The 24,500-nt window shown below is 40.4% G+C and carries 28 protein-coding genes; 18 read left to right on the top strand and 10 right to left on the bottom strand.

The annotated features are described in order from the left end of the window. The first annotated feature begins 192 nt into the window (after nt 1–192). The 6 genes from rpsF (at nt 193) to dnaB (ending at nt 5,580) form a co-directional block, all read left to right on the top strand. Nucleotides 193–489, top strand: a complete 297-nt coding sequence (gene rpsF, locus FC90_RS02185) for a 30S ribosomal protein S6 (protein WP_057907675.1) — start codon at nt 193–195, stop codon at nt 487–489. A gap of 39 nt (nt 490–528) precedes the next feature. Continuing rightward, a complete protein-coding gene (gene ssb / locus FC90_RS02180) occupies nt 529–1,041 on the top strand; it encodes a single-stranded DNA-binding protein (RefSeq protein WP_057907674.1) in 513 nt (170 codons plus the stop codon). A 30-nt stretch (nt 1,042–1,071) separates the two neighbouring features. Further along, nucleotides 1,072–1,311 (top strand): 30S ribosomal protein S18, encoded by a 240-nt coding sequence (gene rpsR, locus FC90_RS02175; protein WP_004265822.1) that lies wholly within the window; start codon nt 1,072–1,074, stop codon nt 1,309–1,311. Between the two features lie 214 nt (nt 1,312–1,525). Further along, entirely contained in the window at nt 1,526–3,556 is a 2,031-nt protein-coding gene (locus FC90_RS02170; RefSeq protein ID WP_057907673.1) for a DHH family phosphoesterase, read from the top strand. A 21-nt stretch (nt 3,557–3,577) separates the two neighbouring features. Beyond that, complete coding sequence (rplI, locus tag FC90_RS02165; protein WP_057907672.1) at nt 3,578–4,030, top strand: 50S ribosomal protein L9; 453 nt, start codon at nt 3,578–3,580, stop codon at nt 4,028–4,030. Between the two features lie 146 nt (nt 4,031–4,176). Then, complete coding sequence (gene dnaB, locus FC90_RS02160) at nt 4,177–5,580, top strand: replicative DNA helicase (protein ID WP_192937880.1); 1,404 nt, start codon at nt 4,177–4,179, stop codon at nt 5,578–5,580. A 57-nt stretch (nt 5,581–5,637) separates the two neighbouring features. On the opposite strand, the gene FC90_RS02155 is transcribed toward dnaB, so the two are convergent. Beyond that, the gene (locus FC90_RS02155) at nt 5,638–6,975 is read right to left on the bottom strand and encodes a nucleobase:cation symporter-2 family protein (RefSeq protein WP_057907690.1); all 1,338 of its coding nucleotides are present in this window, start codon (nt 6,973–6,975) and stop codon (nt 5,638–5,640) included. A gap of 376 nt (nt 6,976–7,351) precedes the next feature. Here FC90_RS02155 and rsmG point away from each other — a divergent pair, with 376 nt between their 5' ends. From rsmG to FC90_RS02110, 9 genes are all read left to right on the top strand, one after another. Beyond that, the gene (gene rsmG, locus FC90_RS02150) at nt 7,352–8,092 is read left to right on the top strand and encodes a 16S rRNA (guanine(527)-N(7))-methyltransferase RsmG (RefSeq protein WP_057907670.1); all 741 of its coding nucleotides are present in this window, start codon (nt 7,352–7,354) and stop codon (nt 8,090–8,092) included. Then, nucleotides 8,092–8,949 carry a nucleoid occlusion protein gene (noc, locus tag FC90_RS02145; protein ID WP_057907669.1) on the top strand — a complete coding sequence of 286 codons (858 nt, stop codon included), beginning with the start codon at nt 8,092–8,094 and terminating at the stop codon, nt 8,947–8,949. The genes rsmG and noc overlap by 1 nt, the downstream gene beginning before the upstream one ends. A 14-nt stretch (nt 8,950–8,963) precedes the next feature. Next, nucleotides 8,964–9,731, top strand: a complete 768-nt coding sequence (locus FC90_RS02140) for a ParA family protein (RefSeq protein ID WP_057907668.1) — start codon at nt 8,964–8,966, stop codon at nt 9,729–9,731. After that, complete coding sequence (locus FC90_RS02135) at nt 9,721–10,596, top strand: ParB/RepB/Spo0J family partition protein (RefSeq protein ID WP_057907667.1); 876 nt, start codon at nt 9,721–9,723, stop codon at nt 10,594–10,596. Before FC90_RS02140 ends, FC90_RS02135 begins: the two co-directional genes overlap by 11 nt. A 19-nt stretch (nt 10,597–10,615) precedes the next feature. Continuing rightward, nucleotides 10,616–10,864, top strand: a complete 249-nt coding sequence (locus FC90_RS02130; protein ID WP_057907666.1) for a DUF951 domain-containing protein — start codon at nt 10,616–10,618, stop codon at nt 10,862–10,864. 23 nt (nt 10,865–10,887) lie between these two features. Continuing rightward, nucleotides 10,888–11,988 carry a redox-regulated ATPase YchF gene (ychF, locus tag FC90_RS02125; RefSeq protein ID WP_057907665.1) on the top strand — a complete coding sequence of 367 codons (1,101 nt, stop codon included), beginning with the start codon at nt 10,888–10,890 and terminating at the stop codon, nt 11,986–11,988. A gap of 22 nt (nt 11,989–12,010) precedes the next feature. Continuing rightward, the gene (locus FC90_RS02120; protein ID WP_057907664.1) at nt 12,011–12,688 is read left to right on the top strand and encodes a DUF1129 domain-containing protein; all 678 of its coding nucleotides are present in this window, start codon (nt 12,011–12,013) and stop codon (nt 12,686–12,688) included. A 39-nt stretch (nt 12,689–12,727) separates the two neighbouring features. Further along, entirely contained in the window at nt 12,728–13,492 is a 765-nt protein-coding gene (locus tag FC90_RS02115; RefSeq protein ID WP_057907663.1) for a prolyl oligopeptidase family serine peptidase, read from the top strand. Nucleotides 13,493–13,987: 495 nt separating this feature from the next. After that, nucleotides 13,988–14,665, top strand: coding sequence for an HAD hydrolase-like protein (locus FC90_RS02110; RefSeq protein ID WP_057907662.1), 678 nt, complete (start codon nt 13,988–13,990; stop codon nt 14,663–14,665). Here FC90_RS02110 and nrdI read toward each other — a convergent pair. After that, nucleotides 14,662–15,129 (bottom strand): class Ib ribonucleoside-diphosphate reductase assembly flavoprotein NrdI, encoded by a 468-nt coding sequence (nrdI, locus tag FC90_RS02105; protein WP_057907661.1) that lies wholly within the window; start codon nt 15,127–15,129, stop codon nt 14,662–14,664. The genes FC90_RS02110 and nrdI overlap by 4 nt on opposite strands. A 218-nt stretch (nt 15,130–15,347) precedes the next feature. On the opposite strand from nrdI, the gene FC90_RS02100 reads away from it, so the two are divergent. Beyond that, nucleotides 15,348–16,094 (top strand): hypothetical protein, encoded by a 747-nt coding sequence (locus FC90_RS02100; protein WP_151886710.1) that lies wholly within the window; start codon nt 15,348–15,350, stop codon nt 16,092–16,094. A gap of 27 nt (nt 16,095–16,121) precedes the next feature. Here FC90_RS02100 and FC90_RS02095 read toward each other — a convergent pair whose 3' ends face one another. Together FC90_RS02095 and FC90_RS02090 are read right to left on the bottom strand one after the other, a co-directional pair. Further along, on the bottom strand, nt 16,122–16,748 hold the full coding sequence (locus FC90_RS02095; RefSeq protein ID WP_057907659.1) for a DUF421 domain-containing protein: 627 nt from the start codon (nt 16,746–16,748) through the stop codon (nt 16,122–16,124). 10 nt (nt 16,749–16,758) lie between these two features. Beyond that, the gene (locus FC90_RS02090) at nt 16,759–17,202 is read right to left on the bottom strand and encodes a DUF3290 domain-containing protein (RefSeq protein ID WP_057907658.1); all 444 of its coding nucleotides are present in this window, start codon (nt 17,200–17,202) and stop codon (nt 16,759–16,761) included. Nucleotides 17,203–17,313: 111 nt separating this feature from the next. Here FC90_RS02090 and FC90_RS02085 point away from each other — a divergent pair, with 111 nt between their 5' ends. Then, a complete protein-coding gene (locus FC90_RS02085) occupies nt 17,314–17,679 on the top strand; it encodes an iron-sulfur cluster biosynthesis family protein (protein WP_226789470.1) in 366 nt (121 codons plus the stop codon). 110 nt (nt 17,680–17,789) lie between these two features. Further along, nucleotides 17,790–18,650 (top strand): DegV family protein, encoded by an 861-nt coding sequence (locus FC90_RS02080; RefSeq protein WP_057907656.1) that lies wholly within the window; start codon nt 17,790–17,792, stop codon nt 18,648–18,650. Nucleotides 18,651–18,691: 41 nt separating this feature from the next. Here the strand turns inward: FC90_RS02080 and FC90_RS02075 are convergent, their stop codons facing one another. The 6 genes from FC90_RS02075 to FC90_RS02050 all read right to left on the bottom strand — a co-directional run bounded on the left by FC90_RS02075 (nt 18,692) and on the right by FC90_RS02050 (nt 24,500). Continuing rightward, entirely contained in the window at nt 18,692–20,053 is a 1,362-nt protein-coding gene (locus FC90_RS02075; protein ID WP_057907655.1) for a hemolysin family protein, read from the bottom strand. A 215-nt stretch (nt 20,054–20,268) separates the two neighbouring features. Then, on the bottom strand, nt 20,269–21,120 hold the full coding sequence (locus FC90_RS02070) for an aldo/keto reductase (protein ID WP_057907654.1): 852 nt from the start codon (nt 21,118–21,120) through the stop codon (nt 20,269–20,271). A 110-nt stretch (nt 21,121–21,230) separates the two neighbouring features. Beyond that, a complete protein-coding gene (locus tag FC90_RS02065) occupies nt 21,231–22,439 on the bottom strand; it encodes a DUF2075 domain-containing protein (RefSeq protein ID WP_057907653.1) in 1,209 nt (402 codons plus the stop codon). 78 nt (nt 22,440–22,517) lie between these two features. After that, on the bottom strand, nt 22,518–22,883 hold the full coding sequence (locus tag FC90_RS02060) for a hypothetical protein (RefSeq protein ID WP_057907652.1): 366 nt from the start codon (nt 22,881–22,883) through the stop codon (nt 22,518–22,520). 25 nt (nt 22,884–22,908) lie between these two features. After that, complete coding sequence (locus tag FC90_RS02055; RefSeq protein WP_057907651.1) at nt 22,909–23,568, bottom strand: ABC transporter permease; 660 nt, start codon at nt 23,566–23,568, stop codon at nt 22,909–22,911. Next, the gene (locus FC90_RS02050) at nt 23,565–24,500 is read right to left on the bottom strand and encodes an osmoprotectant ABC transporter substrate-binding protein (protein WP_057907650.1); all 936 of its coding nucleotides are present in this window, start codon (nt 24,498–24,500) and stop codon (nt 23,565–23,567) included. Before FC90_RS02050 ends, FC90_RS02055 begins: the two co-directional genes overlap by 4 nt.

The raw sequence follows: 24,500 nt of genomic DNA, 5'->3' as shown, positions 1-24,500 counted from the left end.
TATTACCAAGCGTGTTAGTGACAACGATTTTTAATTAAGATTGTATTTTAACGGCCGTTATGATAGAATTTTAACTTGTGAGTATCTGTGATTTAGACACAGGGTCTAAATCGTGAGGCTAATTTTTATTAGTCAGTTACTCCTTGTTCTTACACAGGTAAGAACCTAAAGTCCATAAGGAGGTGAACAGTCATGGCTCAATCAAAATACGAAATTACTTACATCATCTCAACAACACTTGATGAAGAAAGTAAAACAGCTCTTGTCAACCGTTACGACGGCATCTTAAAAGACAATGGTGCTGAAGTGATTGATTCAAAAGACTGGTCAAAACGTCGTTTAGCTTATGAAATCAACAATCAGAACGAAGGCATTTACCATATCGTAAATGTTTTAGCTGATAATGATGAAGCTTTAAACGAATTTGATCGTCTAGCTAAGATTGATGACGCAATTTTACGTCATATGATCGTTAAACGCGAAGACTAATTTTGAATTGTGATTATTGAATAGAGGGGAGCTGACAGAATGATTAATCGAGTTGTACTCGTTGGTCGGCTAACACGCGATGTTGACTTACGTTACACTTCTAGTGGGGCTGCTGTTGGGACTTTCTCAATCGCAGTGAACCGTCAATTCACGAATGCCAATGGTGATCGTGAAGCAGACTTTATTAACTGTGTCATCTGGCGCAAATCAGCGGAAAATTTCGCTAATTTCACTAAGAAAGGCTCACTAGTCGGAGTTGATGGCCGTCTACAAACGAGAAATTACGAAAACCAACAAGGTCAACGAGTTTACGTGACTGAAGTGGTCGTTGATAACTTCTCATTGTTAGAATCACGGACAACAACGGAGCAACGACAAAGTGATGGTGCAAACCAAAACTTTAACAGCAACCAAAGCAATGGTAGTCAACAGTCTGGACTTACCAGCCCTCAACAAACGGGTAATACACCAGCTGCAAATAGCACTCAAGCGGATCCATTTGCTAATAATGGGCAAGCAATTGATATTTCAGACGATGATTTACCTTTCTAAAATAAACTGTTTTGGAAGGAGGAACTTTCAATGGCTCAACAAAGAAGAGGCGGCAACCGTCGTCGTCGTAAGGTTGATTTTATCGCTGCTAATCACATCGAATATATCGACTATAAGGACACTGATTTATTGAAACGTTTTATCTCAGAACGTGGTAAGATTTTACCTCGTCGGGTATCGGGTACAAGTGCTAAAAACCAACGTCGTTTGACAATTGCTATCAAACGCGCACGGATTATGGGCTTATTACCATTCGTTACAGAAGACTAATCAGTTAACCAGGAGACTCGCTAGATAATATTTAGCGGGTCTTTTTTTGTGTTTTTAATAGTAGAACGGCGGATTAAATTGTCGACTGATAGCGGTAATTAGGTGGAAATTGTGCTAAAATAAAGGTAAGATTTTTAAGTTTTTATAAAGAACTGCATAGACTCAATAATAGATGAACGTGACCCAGAATGGTATCTAGAATTAAGGAGTTTACATGAAAAATAAAATTAAACAATTAAAATTACCACAGTTTTTAGATGATACGCGTTTGCGGATTATTGCACTGATTCTGTTAGCTTTAACAGTTGTCAGTTTATTTTTTGCGGCAATGCTCGATTGGTTGATTGCATTGATTCTATTTGTACTACTGATTGGGACGGTAATCACTGTTTTGTATGCAATTGAAACGGTAACCGAGAATACGGCTAAATATGTTTCTGATTTGTCATACCGGATTAAACGGGGGGAACAAGAGGCCCTAATTAAGATGCCAATTGGGATTTTACTGTACAACCAGTCCGGCGAGATTCAGTGGACTAATCCTTATTTACAACAATATTTTGGTGATAAAGAAGTTTTAGGAAAACAGATTAAAGCTGTTGATAAGGAATTAGCTGCGTTGGTTGCACAAAATGAAGGTGCAAATGAAACTAAAATTGTCCACTGGGGCGATAATCAGTTCCAAATCATTATTCAAGAAAATATCGGAGTGGTGTATCTATTAGATATAACGCGTTATGCTGCGATTGAAGACCGTTACGAAGATGAACAGGTAGCGATTGGTCAAGTTTTCTTAGATAACTATGATGAAATTACACAGACAATGGATGATCAGTCCGTTTCGAATTTAAATAACTATGTCACTAATGAGTTATCACGTTGGGCTAATCAGTTTCAAATGTTTTTGAAACGAGTTGATGATGATCATTTCTTTGTTTTAGCGTATGCTAAGTCATTACATGCTGCTGAAAAAGAAAAGTTTAAGATTTTAGATGAAATCCGTGAAGAGACCTCTAAACAAAATTTTCCACTGACGTTGAGTGTTGGTTTTGCATATGGTGAATCTGACTTATCAGTTTTGGCAACGACTTCACAAAGTAATTTGGATCTCGCCCTTGGTCGAGGTGGTGACCAGGTAGTAGTGAAGGCTAGTGATGGGCAAGCCCGTTTTTATGGAGGCAAGACCAATCCGATGGAGAAACGGACGCGGGTTCGCGCACGAATGATTTCCCAAGCGTTACAAGAAGTCTTTAAGCAAGTTGATGAAGTCTTTGTCATGGGCCATATTCGTCCAGATATGGATGCCTTGGGGGCTTCATTTGGGATTCGCCGGATTGCCGAAATGAACGGTAAGAAGTGTTACGTGGTCGTTGATCAAAATAATATTCATACGGATATTCAACGCCTTTTAGAGGAAGTTAAAGCGTACCCTGAAATTGCGGTGGAAGTACTATCTCCAGAAGAAGCGCTCGAAAAAGCAACGGCTAATAGTTTGTTAGTGATGGTTGATCACTCTAAGCCATCAATCACAATGGCGCCCAAGTTATATGAGAAGCTCGCACAGCGGACGATTGTTATCGATCATCATCGGCGTGGAGAAGAATTCCCAGAAAATCCAATGCTAGTTTACATTGAACCATATGCCTCTTCAACGTGTGAGTTAGTGACGGAGATGTTTGAATATCAACCACAAAATGTTGCTAACATTAACAAGTTTGAAGCAACAACGATGTTAGCTGGGATTACGGTTGATACGCAATCGTTTTCAATGCGGACTGGAACGCGAACGTTTGATGCAGCCAGCTATTTACGATCGGTGGGGGCGGATGCTGCGATGGTCCAACATTTACTAAAAGAGAATGTTGATAATTATATTCAAAAAAATCACTTAATCGAAACGATTGAGATGGTTGAGCCTAATATGGCATTGTGTATGGGTGAGGATAATCGGACCTATGATCCGGTCATTGCAGCCCAAGCAGCAGATACGTTGTTATCGTTATCCGGAATTGAAGCATCGTTTGTAATTGTCAAACGCCCAGATGGCATGATCGCCATTTCAGCGCGGAGTCTAGGTGATGTGAATGTTCAAGTGATTATGGAGAAATTAGGTGGCGGCGGCCATTTATCCAATGCGGCAACGCAGATGACAGATACAACCGTTTCTGAAGCCAAGGCGAAATTATTAACAGTTTTGGCAGAGCTATTCGATCCTGAAACGGATGAGGAAACAACAAACGATTAATTATATAAGGTGGTTAGAACAATGAAGGTTATTTTCTTAGAAGACGTACGTGGTAAGGGAAAAAAAGGCCAAATCAAAGAGGTGTCAGATGGTTACGCCCAAAATTTTTTAATTAAAAATGGTAAAGCTCAACCAGCCACTTCGGCGGCGATTAGTGCTTTAAAAGGTCAGCAACACGCGGAAGCTAAAAATGCGGCAGCAGAATTGGCAGCGGCTAAAGACTTGAAGACTAAAATTGAAGATGATCAAACTATTGTCGAGATTAAATCTAAAGCTGGTGAAGATAGTCGTTTATTTGGTTCAATTCCTAGTAAACAGATTGCACAAGCTTTGGCGCAACAATATAAGATCAATGTTGATAAAAGAAAAATTGATTTACCAGAACCAATCAAGGCACTCGGTTACCAGAACGTTAAGGTTCGAATTCATCCTGAAGTGACCGCAACAATTCGTGTGCATGTCGTGACTGAATAATAATTGATTGAATTGGCTTTTAAAAACCGTGATTAGTAGACAATCACGGTTTTTTATATGTCAGGCAATGGGTGTTTGTTGCCAGGGATCGCTTTTTTGAGTAAACTAGGGAATAATCGAAGTGATAAATTAAAGGAGCAAAAATGGTGAATAATGAACTAATTGAACAGGTACCGCCGCAGAACAATGAGGCGGAACAGGCCGTTTTAGGGGCGGTCTTTATTAGTGGTGATGCGCTTGTTGAAGCGATGGAATATGTGACTGCTGATGATTTTTATCGTAAAGCCCACCGTTTAATCTTCGAAACAATGGTCGAACTAAATGAACGTGGTGAAGGCATTGATGCGGTCACTTTAAAAAGTGAACTTGATGCGCGTAACCAATTAGAAGATATTGGAGGCATCGGTTATTTAGCAGAACTTGCTGAGGCTGTGCCAACGGCTGCTAATGTAGTTTACTATGCCAAAATTGTCGCTGAAAAGGCAATGTTGCGGCGTTTAATCCAAACGGCGCAAAATATTGTTGCTAAAGGTTATGCGCAAGATGAAGACGTTACAGATATATTGGATGCTGCCGAAAAAGAAATTATGGACGTTTCTGAACAGCAAAATAAGGCCGGTTTTAAATCGATTTCAGATGTTTTGACTAGCTCGATTGAGCAAATTGACAAGTTATATCAAAATGAAGAAGATATTACGGGGCTTTCAACTGGCTATCGGGACCTAGATAAGATTACCGCAGGTTTACATGAAGATGAACTAATTATTTTAGCTGCCCGGCCAGGGGTTGGGAAAACCGCATTTGTCCTGAATATAGCACAAAATATTGGTACAAAAACAAATGAAAATATCGCTATTTTTAGTTTGGAAATGGGTGCTGAGCAACTTGTTAATCGGATGCTGTGTGCAGAAGGCAGTATTGATGCGAATCACTTAAGAACAGGACAATTAAATGAGCTCGAATGGCAAAATCTGATTGTTGCCATGGGAAGTTTATCAAAAGCAAATATTTATATTGATGATACACCGGGTGTTAAAATGGCGGAAATCCGCGCAAAATGTCGGCGTTTAGCAAAGGAAAAGGGCAGTCTTGGATTAATCGTTATCGATTATCTTCAATTAATTGAAGGTTCTGGACAAGAAAACCGGCAACAAGAAGTTTCGGCAATTTCACGACAATTGAAAAAACTTGCCAAAGAATTGCGGGTACCAGTCATTGCTTTGTCACAACTCTCGCGGGGGGTTGAACAACGACAAGATAAGCGACCGGTCCTTTCTGATATTCGTGAATCGGGTTCGATTGAACAAGATGCTGATATTGTGGCCTTTTTATACCGGGATGATTATTATCGTGATGAACCTGGTGAAGATAGTGATGATTTTGACACAGGGAACGCACCAGCACCTAGTCCGCAACACTCTGATGATGCAGACGTTGGGGAAGTCGAAGTGATTATTGAAAAAAACCGTGCTGGAGCACGGGGGACTGTGAAGTTACTGTTTGTTAAAACGTTTAATAAATTTTCATCGATTTCGTATGCGGATCAATAATGTTGTAAGCAAAAAAGGTTGGTCACCAACAGTGACCAACCTTTTTTTGAATATTAATTATTTTTGTTCAGCATGTTTAGCTACGATTAATGTACGATAATTAAAAAGTAAGTTTAAAATAACTGCACTGAGACTACCAACGACTAAACCGTTACTGAGAATTGTACGGATACTGGTTGGTAATGATTGGAGTAATGTTGGATGAATTGCAATGCCTAAGCCTAAACCGATCGAAACGGCGGCAACTAATAAATTACGATTATTATCAAGGTCGACTTTGTGGAGCATCTTGATGCCTTGAATCCCAACAGTACCGAACATCACGACCATTGCGCCACCTAAAACAGCACTAGGAATGATGGTTGCCACAGCGCCAATTTTCGGTAATAAACCTAAGATGATCAAGAAAAATGCCGAATAGTAAACGGGCTTTTTCGTTTTAATTCCGGATAATTGAACAATGCCGACATTTTGGGAGAAGGTCGAGTAAGGGAAGGTGTTGAATAGGCCACCCAAAATCGCGGCAATCCCCTCAGAGCGGAAACCACGTTTTAAATCATTACTCGTAATATCACGACCCACAATCTCACCAAGTGCGAAGAACACGCCAATGGATTCAATCATAGTGGTTAAGGCCGCCAACGACATTGAAACAATTGATGACCATTCAAAGCGAGGTGTGCCAAAATAAAATAACTCAGGTAACTTGAACCAACTGGCTTGACCAACTGGATCCAATGAGACGATACCGATGACAGCAGCGATTAACGTACCACCGATAATGCCAATAAGAATGGCAATTTGTTGAATGAAGCCGCGGCCCCAAATACTAAAAATGAGAATTAACGCAATCGTTGAAAAGCCAGCAATTAAGTTTGGTAGACTACCGAAGGATTTAGCGGCGACATCGCCACCACCGAGATTTTGGAAGGCAACCGGAATTAAGGTGAAACCAATCAATGTAATGAGAGAACCGGTAACCACTGGCGGGAAGAGCCACCGTAAACGAGCAAACAGACCAGAAATTAGTAAAATAAAGACTCCAGCGCCAATGATACTACCATACATAACATCAATACCAAGTTGGCTATTAGTCCCAATTGCGGTCAATGGGCCAACGTATTCAACCGCACATCCTAAGACGACTGGTAAAGCAATTCCAGTGAGTGGGGTGCGTTTTAATTGAAGTAATGTGGCAACCCCGCACATGAAAATATCAACTGAGACGAGGTAGGTCATTTGAGCGGCGTTAAAGTGTAAGGCAGCACCAACTAATAACGGAATTAAAACGTCGCCAGAATACATCGCTAGAAGATGTTGTAAACCAAGAATCGCTGCTTTGATGTGGGAAAGTTTTGCACTTGGATTAATGGGCTGTGTTGAATTTGAATGCATGTCTGCCACGCGTATCCCTCCAGAATAATGGTTAAAATTTAGTTAATACTCAGTTTAGCACACGCTAATAGTGACTTCAATTAGAAATTGAGCAAAAAGCGAATATAACATTCTTCAATAATCGTAATAGTTCGTCTTAAAAGTAAATAAATGGTTATTGAAGACCTAGAAAAGGGTTTCATTATGAATGATTACCTTGTAATTAGTGACAATTGTTCCTAAATTGCAGCTTATCATGTTCCACATGAAACAATCATTCTCAATGATAGTCGTAGCTTGTATTTTTAGAATAAGTACGTTAAACTGATTATTATGTGTGAAACAATAATGTTCCACGAATTAAACACCTGTTTTTAAGGATATCGAAGGAGAAATAATGACACCAGCGGCCTTTTTAGCAACATTAAAAACATATGACATTCAGGTTTCACAAATACAAATGAATCAGTTTGACTTGTATTTTAAACGCCTTGTACAAGCTAATCAACAAGTTAATTTGACGGCAATCACAGAACAAGGAGCCGTTTATCTAAAACATTTTTTTGACTCTGTGACACCAGCTTTGTACCTTGAAAAACTACGTAATCAGCCTCTTTCCATCTGTGATATTGGCGCAGGTGCGGGGTTTCCATCGTTACCAATTAAGATTTTATTTCCACAGCTTAAAATTACAATTGTCGATTCATTGAATAAACGGATTCATTTTTTAGAAGGATTGGTGACGGAATTGGGGTTGTCAGATGTAACGTTGGTGCACGATCGGGCTGAATTGTTTAGCAATTCTAAAAGTGCTAATCGTGAACAATTTGATCTGGTAACTGCGCGCGCCGTCGCTTCTTTAAATGTGTTGGCTGAATTTTGTTTACCAGCCGTTAAAGTAGGCGGACAGTTTATCGCGCTAAAAGCGAGTCAAGGGGCTACAGAAATGTCCGAAGCCACCTATGCGATTGAATTGCTCGGTGGCCAATTTGCACAAGATATTGCCTTGACCTTGCCTGAAACCGATGATCAACGGCACTTAATCATCATTGATAAGGTTATGCCAACCCCAGACAAGTATCCACGTCGGGCCGGTGTACCAGTTAAAAAACCGCTAATCGCTAAGGAGGAGAAATAATGGCGCTCTCATTTTTTAATAAGAAAAAAGACGATAGAAGTATTAATCAAGTCGTTAAAGTGCCAGTTGCAGCAATCGTGCCGAACCGCTTCCAACCTCGGAAAATGTTTAATGCTGAGAATATCGCTGAATTAGCAAGTACCATTGACCAACACGGATTGTTACAGCCGATTATTTTACGCGAATATGAAGCACAGAAATATGAAATCATTGCTGGTGAGCGGCGATTTCGAGCAATCCAAACCCTTAAATGGGCCGAATTGCCAGCAATTGTTCAAACAATGGATGATCACGAAACGGCTTCAATGGCATTGATTGAAAACCTCCAACGAGAAGAATTAACGGCCGTCGAGGAAGCTCAAGCTTATAAGAATTTAATGAAATTGAATGACTTTACCCAAGCAAACCTGGCTGAGAAGATGGGCAAAAGTCAATCATTTGTTGCGAATAAGTTACGGTTATTGAAATTGTCACAGCCTGTTCAAGAGGCCATCATGAACCACGAAATTTCTGAACGTCATGGTCGAAGTTTATTACGGTTGGATGAATTTAAACAGCAAATGCTCCTACACCAGATTTTAGCGGACCAACTGACAGTTAAAGATACTGAAGCGCTAGTCGATCAAACGCTAAATCCTAAGCCAGCAGTAGCTGCAGATAAAAATTCAAAAGAAACAATTAGTAAAGTCAAAAAGACCAAAGATAAAGCCACAAGGGCAATTGCTCCCGATACACGTATTGCTGTCAACACCATCAAAAAATCAGTTCAAATGGTCGAACAAAGCGGAATTGCCGTGAAAGCCACCGAAGAAAATCAAGATGATGTTTATCGGATTACAATCGAAATTCCCAAGTAATAAGGAGGCGCATTATGGCACATGTTATTTCAATTGCAAATCAAAAGGGTGGCGTTGGTAAAACAACGACCACAATTAATCTAGGTGCTTGTTTAGCAGATGCTGGCAACCGAGTCTTAATTATTGATTCTGATGCCCAAGGTAACGCAACTAGCGGAATTGGGGTGCAAAAAGCCCAAGTTGAAAAAGACATTTATGACGTCTTAGTCGATGAATTCCCGCTAAAAGATACGATTATTAAAACAGCCCATAAGAATTTAGATATTGTCCCTGCAACAATTCAACTTGCAGGTGCCGAGATTGAACTAACGTCGCAGATGGCACGTGAAATGCGCTTGAAGTTAGGGCTAGAACCGGTCTTAAATGAATATGAATATGTCTTAATTGATTGTCCGCCATCACTAGGCCAACTTTCAATTAATGCCTTTACAGCTAGTAATGCGATCATGATTCCGGTTCAGAGTGAATACTACGCCTTAGAAGGACTGAGTCAGTTATTAAATACTGTCCGGTTGGTGCAAAAGCATTTTAATCCGAACCTAGCGATTGAAGGCGTGCTGCTGACCATGTACGATGCACGGACGAATTTAGGCGCGCAAGTCATTGAAGAGGTGCGTAAATATTTTGGTGACCGCGTCTATGATACAATCGTGCCACGAAATACACGTTTAGCGGAAGCACCTAGTCATGGAATGGCGATTATTGATTATGATCCTAAATCACGGGGCGCTGAAGTTTACCAAAATTTGGCAAAGGAAGTGTTAGCAGCTCATGGCAACTAGAAACGGCAAAGGATTAGGCCGCGGCCTGGACGCTGTATTTTCAGCGTTTGAAGGACCTAATAAAAATCGGGCGGATGAACTAGTTGAGGAAATTAACCTTGATGATATCCGGCCCAATCCTTATCAACCACGGAAGACATTTGATGAAGTCGCGTTAGGGGAACTAGCAACATCAATTAAGAAGTCGGGTGTTTTTCAACCAATTATTGTCCGTAAAAGTATCAATGGATACGAATTAATTGTTGGTGAGCGCCGTTTTCGCGCTTCTAAACTTGCTGGCAAGACAACGATTCCAGCAATTACGCGCCAGTTTGATGAAACTGCAATGATGGAAATTGCAGTTTTGGAAAACCTGCAACGCGAAGATCTAACACCATTGGAAGAAGCGCAAGCCTATGACACGCTTTTGAAGAAATTAAATCTGACCCAAGCAGAGGTTTCAGAACGGCTAGGTAAGAGTCGGCCATATATCGCTAATTACTTGCGCTTATTGGGTTTACCGAATGATGTAAAAACACTTTTACAAAATGGTGATCTTTCAATGGGCCAGGCGCGGACCTTGCTATCTTTGAAGAAGAAAAGCCAGATTAGTGCATTAGCCAAACGAACGATTGAAGAAGGACTAACAGTCCGCCAATTGGAACAGCTAATTAATCAAATGAATCAGATGAAAGCCACTAAGGTGACAAAAACGAAGATTAAATCACCTTATATTCAAGCCAGTGAGAATCAATTGGTCGATAAATTCGATACTAAGGTTAACATTGCCATTAATAGTAAGGGCCGGGGGAAGATTGAGATTGATTACAGTACTGTTGATGATTTGAATCGGATTCTCGCACTATTGGATGTTAATATTGATTAAAAGTGAGGAGTCGAGCTAGATGTATACATTAGGTGATCTTGTGCAGATGAAAAAGCAACATGCCTGTGGTACTAATCGCTTTGAAGTAGTACGCTTGGGCATGGATATTCGAATTAAGTGTATGGGGTGTGGACATGCCGTCTTATTACCCCGACGCGAGTTTGAAAAGAAACTCAAGAAAAAACTCGTTCTTGCAGATCAGGTAGTTGCGGCGGATGAACCGTACTACCAAACCTTACAAAAGGGCCCTAACCAAACTAATTTTTAATGTAAAGGAAAGTGTAAAAGCATATGTCATTAACCGCTGGAATTGTAGGATTACCCAACGTCGGAAAATCTACGCTATTTAACGCCATTACGAAGGCAGGTGCCGAAATGGCGAATTACCCATTTGCCACAATCGACCCCAACGTCGGTATGGTTGAAGTACCCGACAAACGATTAGACCGGATTCAAGAAATCATTCCGGCTAAAAAAATTGTGCCGACAACTTTTGAATTTACAGATATTGCTGGAATTGTGAAAGGGGCTAGCAAGGGTGAAGGACTTGGAAATAAGTTCTTGGAAAACATTCGCCAAGTCGATGCAATTGTCCATGTTGTACGGGCATTTGATGATGATAACATTACTTCTGTAACGGGGACAGTTGACCCGTTAGATGATATTGAAACGATTAATCTTGAACTCAGCTTAGCTGACTTAGAAAGTGTTACAAAGCGATATGCACGAGTTGAAAAAATTGCTCGGACTAAAGATAAAGAGGCCTTAGCAGAATTTGAAGTCTTAAAGAAAATTAAGCCAGTCTTAGAAGAAGGCGGCTCAGTACGTTCAATCGAATTTAACGAAGATGAAGCTAAGTTGGTTAAAGGCTTTTTCCTGTTGACTTCAAAACCGGTTTTGTATGTTGCAAACATTGCTGAAGATGCAATGGCTGATCCTGATCAAGTCGATTATGTTAAACAAATTCAAGCTTTTGCAACTAAAGAGGGTGCCGAAGTAATCGCAATTTCAGCACGGACGGAAGAAGAAATTGCTTCATTAGATGATGCTGATAAAGCTGAATTTTTAGAAGCTGAGGGGGTCAATGAATCAGGGCTAGACAAACTAATCCGCGCTTCATATCACTTATTAGGCCTTGCAACCTTCTTCACCGCCGGCGGGAAGGAAACGCGGGCTTGGACTTTCCGTCAAGGGATGAAAGCTCCTCAAACCGCTGGTGTTATCCATTCAGATTTTGAACGTGGGTTTATCCGGGCAGAAACAGTTTCGTTTACTGATTTAGATCAATATGGCTCAATGCAAGCTGTTAAAGAAGCTGGCCGTTTACGCTTAGAAGGTAAAGAGTACATGGTCGAAGATGGCGACATCATTGAATTCAGATTTAACGTTTAATTATAATCGAGGAGGAAGACAATTGGCTAAAAATGACCAACCAGTAGTAACCGCAGAACCAGTTGATATTGAGGGATTAGAAGCAAAACTCAGTAAGAAAAATGCAGACTATTTATTTAAATTCAAACGCGCATTAAAGACTGAAGAAGTGTCGGCCGAACGCCAAACTGAAATTTTAGCAGAGATGCTACCAGAAATGTTGGCAGAACAACATAAGGGTAAACCAGCAACGCAATTATATGGTCCAGTGACAACTAAGATTAATCAATTGTTGCACGCGCCCCAAAAGCCTAAACAAACATCACTTCAGCTTCAAATGCTTGATAATGGCTTAATCTTTTTAATTATGTATTTGGCCTTTAATGGCATTGCAGCTTACTTCTCAAAAAAGGGCTCAGCAACTAGTATTGGGATTACATCAATTGTCATTACAGCTGCACTTGCCGGCGTTATCATGACTTATCCAATGCGCTATACGCAAATGCCAAAAGAACAACGGCCACCATTTTGGAAGATGGCCCTCGTAGTGATTGGCTTAACGTTGGCTTTCGTTGTGGCTTATGGGGTAACCATTATGATTCCAAGCTTCTTGAATCCAGTAATACTCCCAATGATTCAAGTCGTAGTCGCGGTTATCTTAATTGGGGTTCGAATCTATATCAAGCGGCGGTTTAAAATTACAGGAACATTCTTCGGATAGGATCACCCGGGAAATGAATGATGCAGAGGAGGATTTGAGATGATTAGCACTGAAGAACGAAAAATTGGTGCAGTAAGTACCTTAATTGTGACCCCTAGTGGTCAAAAAGACCGTCTATTACCGACCGTCTTTGTATATCATGGCTGGACCCACCGGAAAGAATCAGAATTAATGCTGGCCCATTTTTTAGCCAAGGCTGGTTTTCGCGTTATTTTACCAGATGCCAAATATCATGGTAAACGCCATGGTAGTCAGCTTTTTTCTGAGTTAATGTTTGAATTTTGGGACATCGTGATGCAGTCGGTCACCGAATTTGGTGAATTGGTTGCAGTCCTAAGTAATGAAGGATTGGTTGATCCGGAACAAATCGGTGTGACTGGGACTTCGATGGGCGGCATTACAACCGATGCCATTCTAACCCGCTATTCCAATGTTAAAATTGGTGTTGACAAGATTGGTGCGCCAATGCCAGTAGCACTTGCTAAATGGCAGGTCAGTCAATTACCAATGGCAATGCAAACTAAGTATCAAGGGGTAATTGAAGAGACGCTAGCGCGCTTGACAGCCTATGACTTATCATTGAATAGCGACCAATTAGCTGGACGACCATTGCATTTTTATCATGGAACCGCTGATACAATGGTCCCTTATCAATTCACCGCGGATTTTATGAAACAAATTAAAGACCAACCAAGTCCAACCACTGCATTAGTAACATTGACGACCGAAAAAAATGGACAACACAAGGTATCAGACGATGCGCAGTTCAAAACTGTGGCGCTAATGCAACAATATCTGCAATAAGGATTGCCAAAAGGCCGCTAGCATCAGGATGATGCTAGCGGCCTTTTGGGTTAAAATGAATGGTTAATTTAAGTGTAACCTTTTATTAAAAGCATTTTTCGCGGATTACAGTGGTTTGTTTCGTTTGAGATACTATGATAAAGATGTGGGATCATTATTGGATTGTAAATAAGGCATAAAAAAGACCAGCCTTGGAAAGACTGGTCTTGGTTAGATCCGAAGATCAAAAAAGGAATAAGGGGTATACGCACTACTTTGGGGGAAATAATGCGTATTCGGTAGATAACATCTACCTTAATTTTACTTTGGAGGAGTAAAATGAAAAAGTTAAGTAGTATGAAATAGAAAAGATTAACTTTTCTATACTGCTAACTATAATCGTATTTTGTGAAGATTTTGTGACGAGAGATTTATAGATTTATGAAAAAAGCGATAAGGAAAGTTTAAGCTTCGAAGAATATGCTAGAATAAAGGTACTTTATAGAAGATAGAGAGATGATCAATATGATAAACGGGACCGTGTTGTTTGATTTAGACGGGACGATTGCTGATTCACAAGAAGGAATTGTCAATGCCTTGGAGTATATGATTGAAGAATTAGCGTTACCTACACAAACAAGGGCTGAATTAGTTACGTTTATCGGGCCGCCATTAAATGAGACGATTATGACTCACTTTGGGTTAAATGAAACAGCAACTCAAGAAGCCATTAAGGTTTTTCAAGCGTATTATGCACCTAAAGGACTATATGAAAATCAGCTCTATCCAGGGATACGTGAAACGTTAGCCGCATTACAGGCACAGGATTTACAACTAGCAATTGCTACATCGAAACCAGAGCCGTTTGCTAAGCAGATTATCGAGCATTTAGATTTAGGCGATTATTTCAGCGGAGTCTTTGGCGCTAGTGTTGATGAAGTGACGCGGGTTAAAAAGGCGGATGTGATTACCTATGCGTTATCGGAACTGGGGTTATCACCTCAAATGGTACCAATAATGATGGTCGGTGATCGTCAAAATGATATTCTAGGTGCTAAGCAAAATGCGATGGATGCGGTCGGAGTCAGTTACGGGTTCGGGACGATTGCGGAACTAAAAAAGGCGGGGGCGGTTCAAATCGTCCAACACCCGACTGAGTTAATCACGTCATTACCAGCTAATCTTAAATTTTAGGCATGCTGTTGCGCGTTAGCCACCAATAGGGTATAAATCCGCGCGACGTCCTTAGAATTGCCACGGAGCTCGTAATTGGCGATAAACGGTACGTCGAATTGATCTGCATACCGTTTAGCGGTTAAGCAATATTGTTCGTTGAAGTTGCGGTTACCGCTACCGATGACGCCGTAACAAAGCTGTGCATTTTGACCATAATCGATGTATTCACCAAGGCTGTTGGTCATTAATTCTTTGACGCCATTATCAATCCCGTTACCACCATCTAGATAAGTTGGGACAAATGCGTAAAACGGTTCGGTTTCCGTCTTTAAAGGCGTGGCGTCCGAAATTTCCGTCAGATTAATCGTTGGTAATGCAGGGTCGGTAGCGTGTTGGTTGCTTGCATAGTCCTGCAAATCGGTTACAAATGAGCGCGTGTTACCCGCAAGAGAAATATAGAGAATCGATAAATTTTTTAACATTGAATGGCCTCCTGTGACTACTGATATGTTCACTTTAGCATTTAATGGTTGAGAATCCTAGTCTTGAGGTTGGGGAGGGTTCAAATAGAAAGGGTGTTTACCTAATGGAATTACAGAGTCGTTTAAATCAGCGTCAATCACAAGTCAGACCACACCGGCATTTAAGTCGGTTTTTAACATTTTTAATTTTTCTGTGCGTTTTTTGCGGAATTGGCGGAATGATTTTAAATCAAACAGTTTTAAAAGAAGCGTTTACGCAAGAACAGCTCAGTGAGCCGAGAACACTAGCTGTGATAACTGATAAAATCAATGTTGTCTTATTAGATGCAGCACAAAAAAATGGGTTACCAACAGAAGTCCAAGTACAATTATTAACGAAGGCTGATGTGAAGGCCGACTTAACCAAGACGATTCATAATGTGTATACTGGTCAAGAAAAACCATTACCAACCACGCAAATGATGAAACAATTAGCGGGGCATTTGACGGCCATTATACCAGATAATGCATTAACAAAAGTTTTGATTGATACGGCTGTTGCTGCAGTGCAACCACCACTACAAGAGTACCTAACAAATCAAATTGAAGCCCCTTATCTGACACCATTAGCAACGGAATTACAGTTTACTAAAAACGTAGTGAATGTCTTGATGTGGGTTGCCATCATCCTTGGAATTGTCTTAGCGCTTGTTCAATGGGGCCTAAGTGGTAAATTTATGTATCTATTAGAAAGTATTGGCATAAGTTTTGCTTGGAGTGGTCTACTCTTAACTTTAATGAGCGCCGCCATTAAATATAGTGGATTGATTGAACAAGTCGCCCAAAAAGCCGGTGAGTTTAACCAAACACTCACTGATTATAGTTTGAATGTCCTATCTGATAGTCTGAAGATGAGTATGTGGGCCTTAATCGGTGGGGTCATTATATGGATTGTGACTGGGATCTATCGAAAATTACGACGTTAAAAAAGATGACCTTAATGGTCATCTTTTTTAATAGGGCGTAATGACAATTTTATGATTTAAGTAATTAGCCATATAAATTTGTTGCAGAGAGTAGCCTTGTTGGGCAATATTAGCAAGAAGCCATTCGTCTGAATGATCGATTAATTCAAGTGCCTCTGAATTAATCTGACCGTCCATAATAAGTGGGTATTTAATTGTTGCATCGCCTTTTTGCGTAATGGTTAATTGGCCGTTTTGTTCTAAAATCGCGCGGCTAACGGTTCGAATATCGTTAATCCCGGCAATCCGTAATTTAAAGGATAAATCTTGCGCAGACAAGCTATTTTTTGCAGCCGTTTGAACATCAATGTGGCCATTGGTAATGATGGTTTGGGGATTACCGACGACCCAACGTTTGATCCAGCGATTATGAGTGGTTAAGAATTTCATCGTGAAGACAATCAACGTCCAGATGAGTAAGACGAGTAGGAATTGTAGGAGTGAAACATCAACACTGTAAATCATGCCGCCAACAATCCCGCCAAGGACATAATTCTGTAGTTGATCAATCCCGCTACTAGGTGCTAAGTTACCTTTACCTGACAGATTGATTTGCAATACTAAGCAGAAAAAACCGAAAATTAATTTAATCGTAATATCGAAATATGATGGCATGATAAACTCCTTAATTTTGGTAAGTAATCGCTCGATTAATTAGCTGAGCTTTTTGGAGCTGGTAACTGGTAAAATTGTTATCAAATGTGACTTGATAATCTTCATGCCCGACGCGGACGACCATATTTTGTTGAAGCGCATTCGTATTGACCGCGACGTTTTTAAGTTTGGCGTTTTGTGCGGTTGCCACACTTTTCATGAATTGGATCATTTGAGCTTGTTGTGAATGGGCGGTGTTGAGTTGTTGAATGCGCGTATACTGAATTCCGGCGAGTAAAATCCCGACTAAACCAAAGATAATCAGTAAATCGCGATACTTTGAATCTGAACGGTTACGGAGGTATTGAATTAAGAAGATGATGATTAAACTAGCGATAATCACTGACAGAATTAATTTAAGGTAAAATTCGAAATCATTTTGGTTGCTGAAGTATGAATATCGATAAAAAAGCATAAATACCGCCTTTAAAAAGTTGTTAAACCGATTGTAGCATATTGTTTGAGCAGATAGATTGTGCAAAATCAAAACTAGCAGTAAACTAAATGCATGAAAGGGATGGTTGATATGACATTAACAATGACACCCGCAGCAATTGCTAAGATTCAGGCTAAGATGACTTCCGGACAAAAAATTTTGTTAGACTTAGATGATGGAGTCGGACCATTTTCAAACGTTGGGTATTGCTCGTTAGATACGAGCTTTAGATTACTATTAGTACCAGCAGATGCTGACATTAAGGATTACCCAGGTGAATTCGAATCAAATTTGGGACCCGTTTATTACAAAGATTATGCAGCTAGTTACTTTGATGAACATGAAATTTTAGATATTAACGACAAAAATCAAATGTTAACTTTGAGTAATCATAGTGGCTTGGTTGATGGCCACATCTCAATTGTAGTATTTGAAAAAGAAGTAATGATGTACTAATCAATCAACATCAGACAAGCTTGATTGTCTGATGTTTTTTTATGGTGTGATTTGTACTTTAAACGCGAAGGTGGGATAATAACAAAAACAGTTTAATAGAGGAGCCTAACATGAAAACAGCAATTGTGACTGATAGTGCGGCATATTTAGCGCCGCAAATTGCCGCAGAATATGGCATCATCGTTGTACCGATTACCGTTATTTTCGGACAGCAGACTTATTTAGAAAATATTGATATTACAAGTGCCACTTTTTATGAAAAAATGCGTACTACTGAGAAATTACCAACGACTTCACAAATTACAATGGGACAGATGCAACAGGTTTTTGATCAATTGATTAAAGACGGCTATGATGAGGTGATTTGTATTCATCTTTCAAGTGGTATTACGAGTTTTGTTAATAATCTAACGGCTTATGCCCAATCAGTTGAGGGAATTCAAGTTTATCCTTTTGATTCGAAGATTACCAGCGCGGGTGAGGGATTTTTAGCCTTAGAGGCCGCACGATTAGTTGCACAAGGTGAACATGCCACAACTATTATGCCGCAATTAGCAGCCTTACGATCAACGATGGGTGTTTATTTCGTTGTCGATGATTTAAGCCATCTTTTACGAACAGGGCGAATTTCTAACAGCGCAGCTTTTGTTGGGAACTTATTAAGGATTAAACCAATTTTGAGTTTTGATAGTGCTGGTCAAATTGTTGCTTTGACGAAAGAACGGACCAAAAAGCGGGCTTTTCAAAAAGTTTTAGCCGATTTTAAATCAGCTGTCGAGGCCGTGGATTATCCAGTACGGGTTAGTGTGATTGATGGGAATAACCCCGAAGAAAGTGCCCAGTGGGTTGCGACGTTAACGGAACAATTCCCAGGGATGCCGATTGAAACGAGTCATATCGGCCCGGTGGTTGGTGTGCATACCGGTGAAAAGGTCATGGGGCTCATCTGGAGTCGTGATTATTTAGCATAAGTCCCCAAAAAAACAACCCTGCGCCTCGCGCAAGGTTGTTTTTAATTGGTTTCAATTAAAGTGGCATTAGCTGTTTTATTTTGTGAATTACTAGAGACTTCAAACCAGTCGATATAGCCACGACTGAATTCCATAACCTCTAAGGTAAACTGGTTGATATTAATTACCGTACTTTGTTGTAAATCGGTGAAATTTTCAAGGACATAACCGGCAAGCGTTACACTGTCAGACGCTTCAAAGGCATCAATTTTAGTTCTAAAAAAACGTTCAAAATCATACAAAGTCGTTTTTCCGCTGACCCGATAACGATTGTCGGCTTCTTTGATGATATATTCGTCTGAAACATCATCAATTTCATCTTTGACTGTTCCGAATAATTCTTCATAGATGTCTTTGTCAGTGACAATCCCGCTAGTGCCACCATATTCGTCAACAACGACGACGATTGGAGTTTGTTTATTAATCATTTGGTTTAACAAACTATGAATAGGCGTTGCTTCAGGCACTGAAATAATCGAACGCAGTAATTTGCTGACCCGGATCGAGTCATCGACTTGGGCTTGGCGGACTAAATCATATGCGTAGACATAGCCAAGAATCTTATCTTTATCATTTTCGGCAACCACTGGGAAGCGACTAAACCCTTGTTGCAAATAATCTTTTAAGACATCTTTAACCGTATCGGTGATATCAACCACGTATAAACTGGTACGATCGACCATGACGTCTTTAGCGATTCGATCGTTAAAATCAAAGGCCCGTTGCATATAAACTAAATCGTTACGATCTAATTCACCGCCGGAAACTGCATTTTTGGAAAGACTGATAATTTCTGCTTGAGAAAGGACATCGCTACCTTCTTCAGCTGGTGAAAAGCCGATTAATTTAACAACACCAGTTGCTGAAATATTAAGTAACCAGACAAATGGGTAAAAGATGATGTGACAGTAGTGCAAGGGTTTAGCAACCGCCATCAACATCTCCATGGGAATATCAATACTGATATTTTTAGGGACAATTTCAGTGAAGACCACTTCTAAGTAAGTTAAAACTAAGACCCCGGCAACGGCCCCAATAATGTGTAAGCCACCACCTGAGATGAGATGCGTGAGTCCGAGTAGGTCAACCAAGATGGTTTCGACAGTTGACTCACCAATCCACCCTAAAATAATACCAGCCACACTAACACCAACTTGAGTCGTTGAAAGATATTCATTTAAGTTTTGCGTCATTTTGAGCGCAAGGTTTAATTTTTTTGGATTACCATTTTCTGAATGGATGGCATCTTCTAGAGCACTAGGACGGGTTTGAACGAGTGCAAATTCAGCAGCTACGAAGAACGCCGCCAAAAAGAAGGTAACTAACATTACGAATAGATTAGTGAATAACTCACCACTTGACAAAATAATTCCCCATTTCTTAACTAACTAGTTCTATTTTACCATTTTCAAGCTTGAAACGGTAAATAACGTCGGGCTTTAGTCCGATTTTAAAGGATTTGATAATAATGAAAATAACATAATTTTAGAGGAAGGTAAACTAAATTGTTAAATATCTAAACTAAAATGGCAACAGCAATCAAAAAAGCCACCTGATTAGAGTGGCTTTAAAACATAGTTTAGAAAGTTGTTTGATCAGGATCTTGTGCATGGCCGACGACTCCGTCTAACTGATCAATCAGGGCCATATCTTCGGCAGTTAATTCAAAGTCGAAAACTTGGGTATTTTGTTGGATATATTCAGCATGAACTGACTTAGGTAGTGGTAAAAATGCGTGTTGCAATGACCAACGTAAGGCAATTTGTGGGATTGAGCGTTGGTACTTATCTGCTAAGGTTTGCATTTCAGGTACACTGAAGATTTTACCAGTTCCTAGTGGGCTGTATGCTTCTAATAACATACCATGGTCACGTGAATATTTTACTGTTGTAGGTTCTAATTCACCGGGAGCCAAGAAGAGTTGGTTGACCATTGGTTGGACAGTGGCAGTCTTTTTGAGAGCCTCTAAATGATGGACACGGAAGTTGCTGACCCCGATTGCACGCGCTTTACCCGTTTTGTAGAGGGCTTCCATGGCTCGCCAGGTTTCAGCATTAGCTTGTTCCCAATTATCACGATAATCAATTGGGTTAGGCCAATGGATTAAGAGTAAGTCAACATAATCAGTTTGTAACTTCTTGAGTGATTCTTCAAAAGAACTAATTGTTAAATTATAAGTATGATTGCTATTCCAGATTTTAGTCGTGATAAATAAATCAGAACGGTCAATTTTACTTGCTTGAATAGCTTCCCCAACACTGCCTTCATTACCATAAGCTTGGGCAGTATCGATGTGACGATAACCGGCCTTAAGTGCTTCTTTAACAGCAGCAACAGCCGTTTGACCATCGGGTGTTTGCCAAGTACCGAACCCCAGTTTAGGGATTTGAACACCATTAGTCAGTGTGTATGAGGTCGTTAAATTAGACATATATAAAACACTCCTTTTTCATTTTCAAAAGATACTAGCTTTAGTCTACCTGTTTTCTGCAAAGATAGACAGGAAAATGACTTATTTCCCAGGAAATAAATTAAAGTTGCTTAAAGACTCAATAATTTAGTCTGGAGTGCGGGATCAATCGCATAGAGGTAGAGTCCATTGCGAGCCCGGCTCATTAGAACGTAAAGACTATTGAGAATAATCCGGTGCTTAGCAGCTATTGGGTCAGCTAGGTGTGAGGCACCAGCAAAAGCTGCTTGATCTTCATAATATTCAGGATGAATGACGAGACAGTCATTTTGAGGGTCATAAGTAACAGATGGACCAATAATGATCCCGGCATAGTTCAAGTCGAAGCCTTGAATGGTGTAAACTGAACCAACTTCATCAATGCTATCTTCGCGTTCTGCCCAGTAAGTTTTAGCAGTCGGTTGGTACCGATCCCAACGGAGCTTGAAAGTTGGTGTCTCAACGAAGTGATCGTGGCCGTCGTTGAGTGTAGCTGGGAAATCATAAGTTGCTAACATTCTTGCGAGACCACTGGTTTGGTTTTTAAACCGAATTGCTTGATAGAGATCATTAGCATCAGCAAAAACTTTGAATTCAAAGTGGGGGTCATGAGGCAAAGCGAGTACTTGCTGGTGATGAAAAGCTTGAATCCAATTTTCGATACTCGAATGAGCTTGTATTCTAAACTGTTGGGTTAGTTGTGCTGTTTGATGAGGAATCAAGTTAATTCGCTGGGTGAGCTGTTGCTGTTGCCAGTAACTTTTTACTTTTAGGACTTGTTGCTCATCAAAAACGAGAATTGTAATACGACTGTGCCGCTGAATTTCATCAAGTTGATTATTTTGTTTAAAGTGATTGTAGGGGTCAGGTTTAGTTAATAATAGATGGGCCTCATCAACGAGGACAATATCGACTGATTGCTGATTTTTAGCTGCTTGATTGATGAACGTTGTGGGGCGTTGGAAATCTTTTTTTAATAAAACAGAGCTAGGTGTGACACCACTTTTGTACAGTTTTAACATCTCGGGGTGATTGACTAGCAGATAGTTTTGGCAACCATAGAGCGGTGATGTTGGTGTTTTGCGGGCGAGTGTCTGAAGTGTTTTGAAAAGGTTACTGAGCAGTACGCTCTTACCAGTCCCAGCAGCTCCTTGAATTAAGAAGGTCGCCTGCTTGGCATTAGCATTGGCTAGACAAAATTGAATGACTTGTTCTTGGATCGACTGCTGTTGAGCGGTCAGTTGGTTAGTAGGTCGGTTTAATTTGTAAAGGGCGCTATTTTGGCGCTGAGCATTTGGCACGGTGAGGACTCCATTCGTTAGTTTCAATAAAAAATGCCAGACAATGTAGAACGCAACATCAATCTGGCAGGGTTAGTGCTAATCAACAAAGATTAGTTGAAATACATGGTGCGTTAAATCGAGGTTAACTGAAACATGACGGTTGAGATCAGCCACAATTTTCCGTGCTAAGGTGATGCGATCTTCGAAACTTTCAGCCGAAACGGCAAATTCGGTTTGCTGAAAGTGATAATTTTCGGTGATAAAAATTGCGTCGGTCACGTATAGAAGATTATTTTCGTCATGGCGCGAACCACTCTTTAAGACAGCATCAATATAGTGGTAAAGCTGAGTAGGAGAGAAGTTCAGAGGCTGCGATAAAATCGGCGTAATCTGAAAATCAGGTAAATCATTAACCAAATTCGTATTCAGTGTGACTTGGGTTAATGCTTGGTACAATTTCATAGTGACACCTTCCTAATATTAAAATTTAAGATCGTGTTTGTGGGGCTTCTAAATGGCGCTGGATAAAGCCCAATGTCAAATCAGCAATAATGGCCGTCAAAGCGGTTGGTAGGGCGCCAGCTAAAATTAAGGCCCCCCCATTGGTTGCGTTGGTACCACGAATGATGATGTCACCCAAGCCACCAGCTCCCACGAAGGCGCCAATCGCAGTAATACCAATCGCAACGACTAAAGCATTGCGAATCCCGGCCATAATAACCGCCAATGATAAGGGGAGCTCAACCAATCGCAGTAATTGCCAGTTGGTCATCCCCATGCCGATCCCTGAATCAATAATATTATCAGAAACGTTTTCCATCCCAGTATAAGTATTTTTGATAATCGGTAACAAGGAATATAAAAAAACAGTCGCAATGACGGTTCGTGTCCCCAGCCCTAGGCCAAGCATAATAATTGAGAGCATCGCTAGTGAAGGGACAGTCTGAATGACATTTGCTATTCCAATTATAACATGACTAAGTTTTTTTCGATGAGCAATAAAAATTCCCAAGGGAATTCCAAGCAATGCGGCGATTAGGACGCCATAAATCGAAATTAAGAAATGTTGGCTAAATTGGCGTAATACATAACTACCGTTGTGCTGAAAATAATAAATGAGTTGTTGCCAAGTATTTAAGTCAGTCATTTAGCGGCTCCTTTCCGAAAGTAGTGGTGTTCTTGGAGGAATTGTTGCGCAACCACGGCGGGTTCCAATAAGTCATTATCAACTTTAAAATTGAGGGTTTGCATGGTATCAAGATTAATTTTGCCATCAAGACGGTGTAACAGTGGCGCTAAGTCGGGTTGTTGTTTGAGAATTTGATTAGTGGCCACGACACTGGCGTCATAAGGTGGAAAAAAATGGCGATCATCTTTTAAGACTTTAAGATCGTAGCTTTTAATCCGACCATCCGTTGAATAGCCTAAAACGACATCCATCTTACCAGCTGCAAGAGCACTGTAGACGAGCCCGATTTGCATTGGAGCGACTTTCTTAAAGTCATAGCCGTAGGTGTGTTTAAAAGCAGGATAACCATCACCTTCATGGTTGACCCAAACAGAATCGACACCGGCGGTTAGCTTGGCGGCCACCTTACCTAGGTCACTAAAGGTTTCTAGATGGTATTTTTGGGCGGTTTCTTGGGTCACCATAAAAGCGTAAGTGTCAGCAAATCCGTAAGAAGGAAACCATTTTTGGTCGTAGCGTTCTCGGAAGGCTTTTTTAACAATCTGCTGCGCTTTTTTAGAATCTTTAGTTGGTTTCATTTTTAAAGTTCCGGTTAATTCAGTTCCGGCATACCGACTAGCAGCAATATCGGCGTCACCACGAATTAGTGATTCGTGGGTGACGGTTGAGGAGCCAAGATTGTTAATTAATGTAACTTTATGGTGGGTTTCATGGGTAATTAGTTCACTAAGAATATTGGCGAGAACTTGCGATTCAGTGGTACTCAGTGAACTGATGCGGACTGGTTGAGATTGACGAGTACCAAGACCATTTGAGTGACAACTACTCAACAAGAGAAGACTGCCAAGCAATAATCCACAGCAATAGATGAAATGGCGTATTTTAGACAT

Source organism: Latilactobacillus graminis DSM 20719 (genome assembly GCF_001436415.1).
Lineage (GTDB): Bacteria > Bacillota > Bacilli > Lactobacillales > Lactobacillaceae > Latilactobacillus > Latilactobacillus graminis.
Note: the sequence above shows the minus strand (reverse complement) of the source record. Positions and strands in the feature narration are given on the sequence as shown.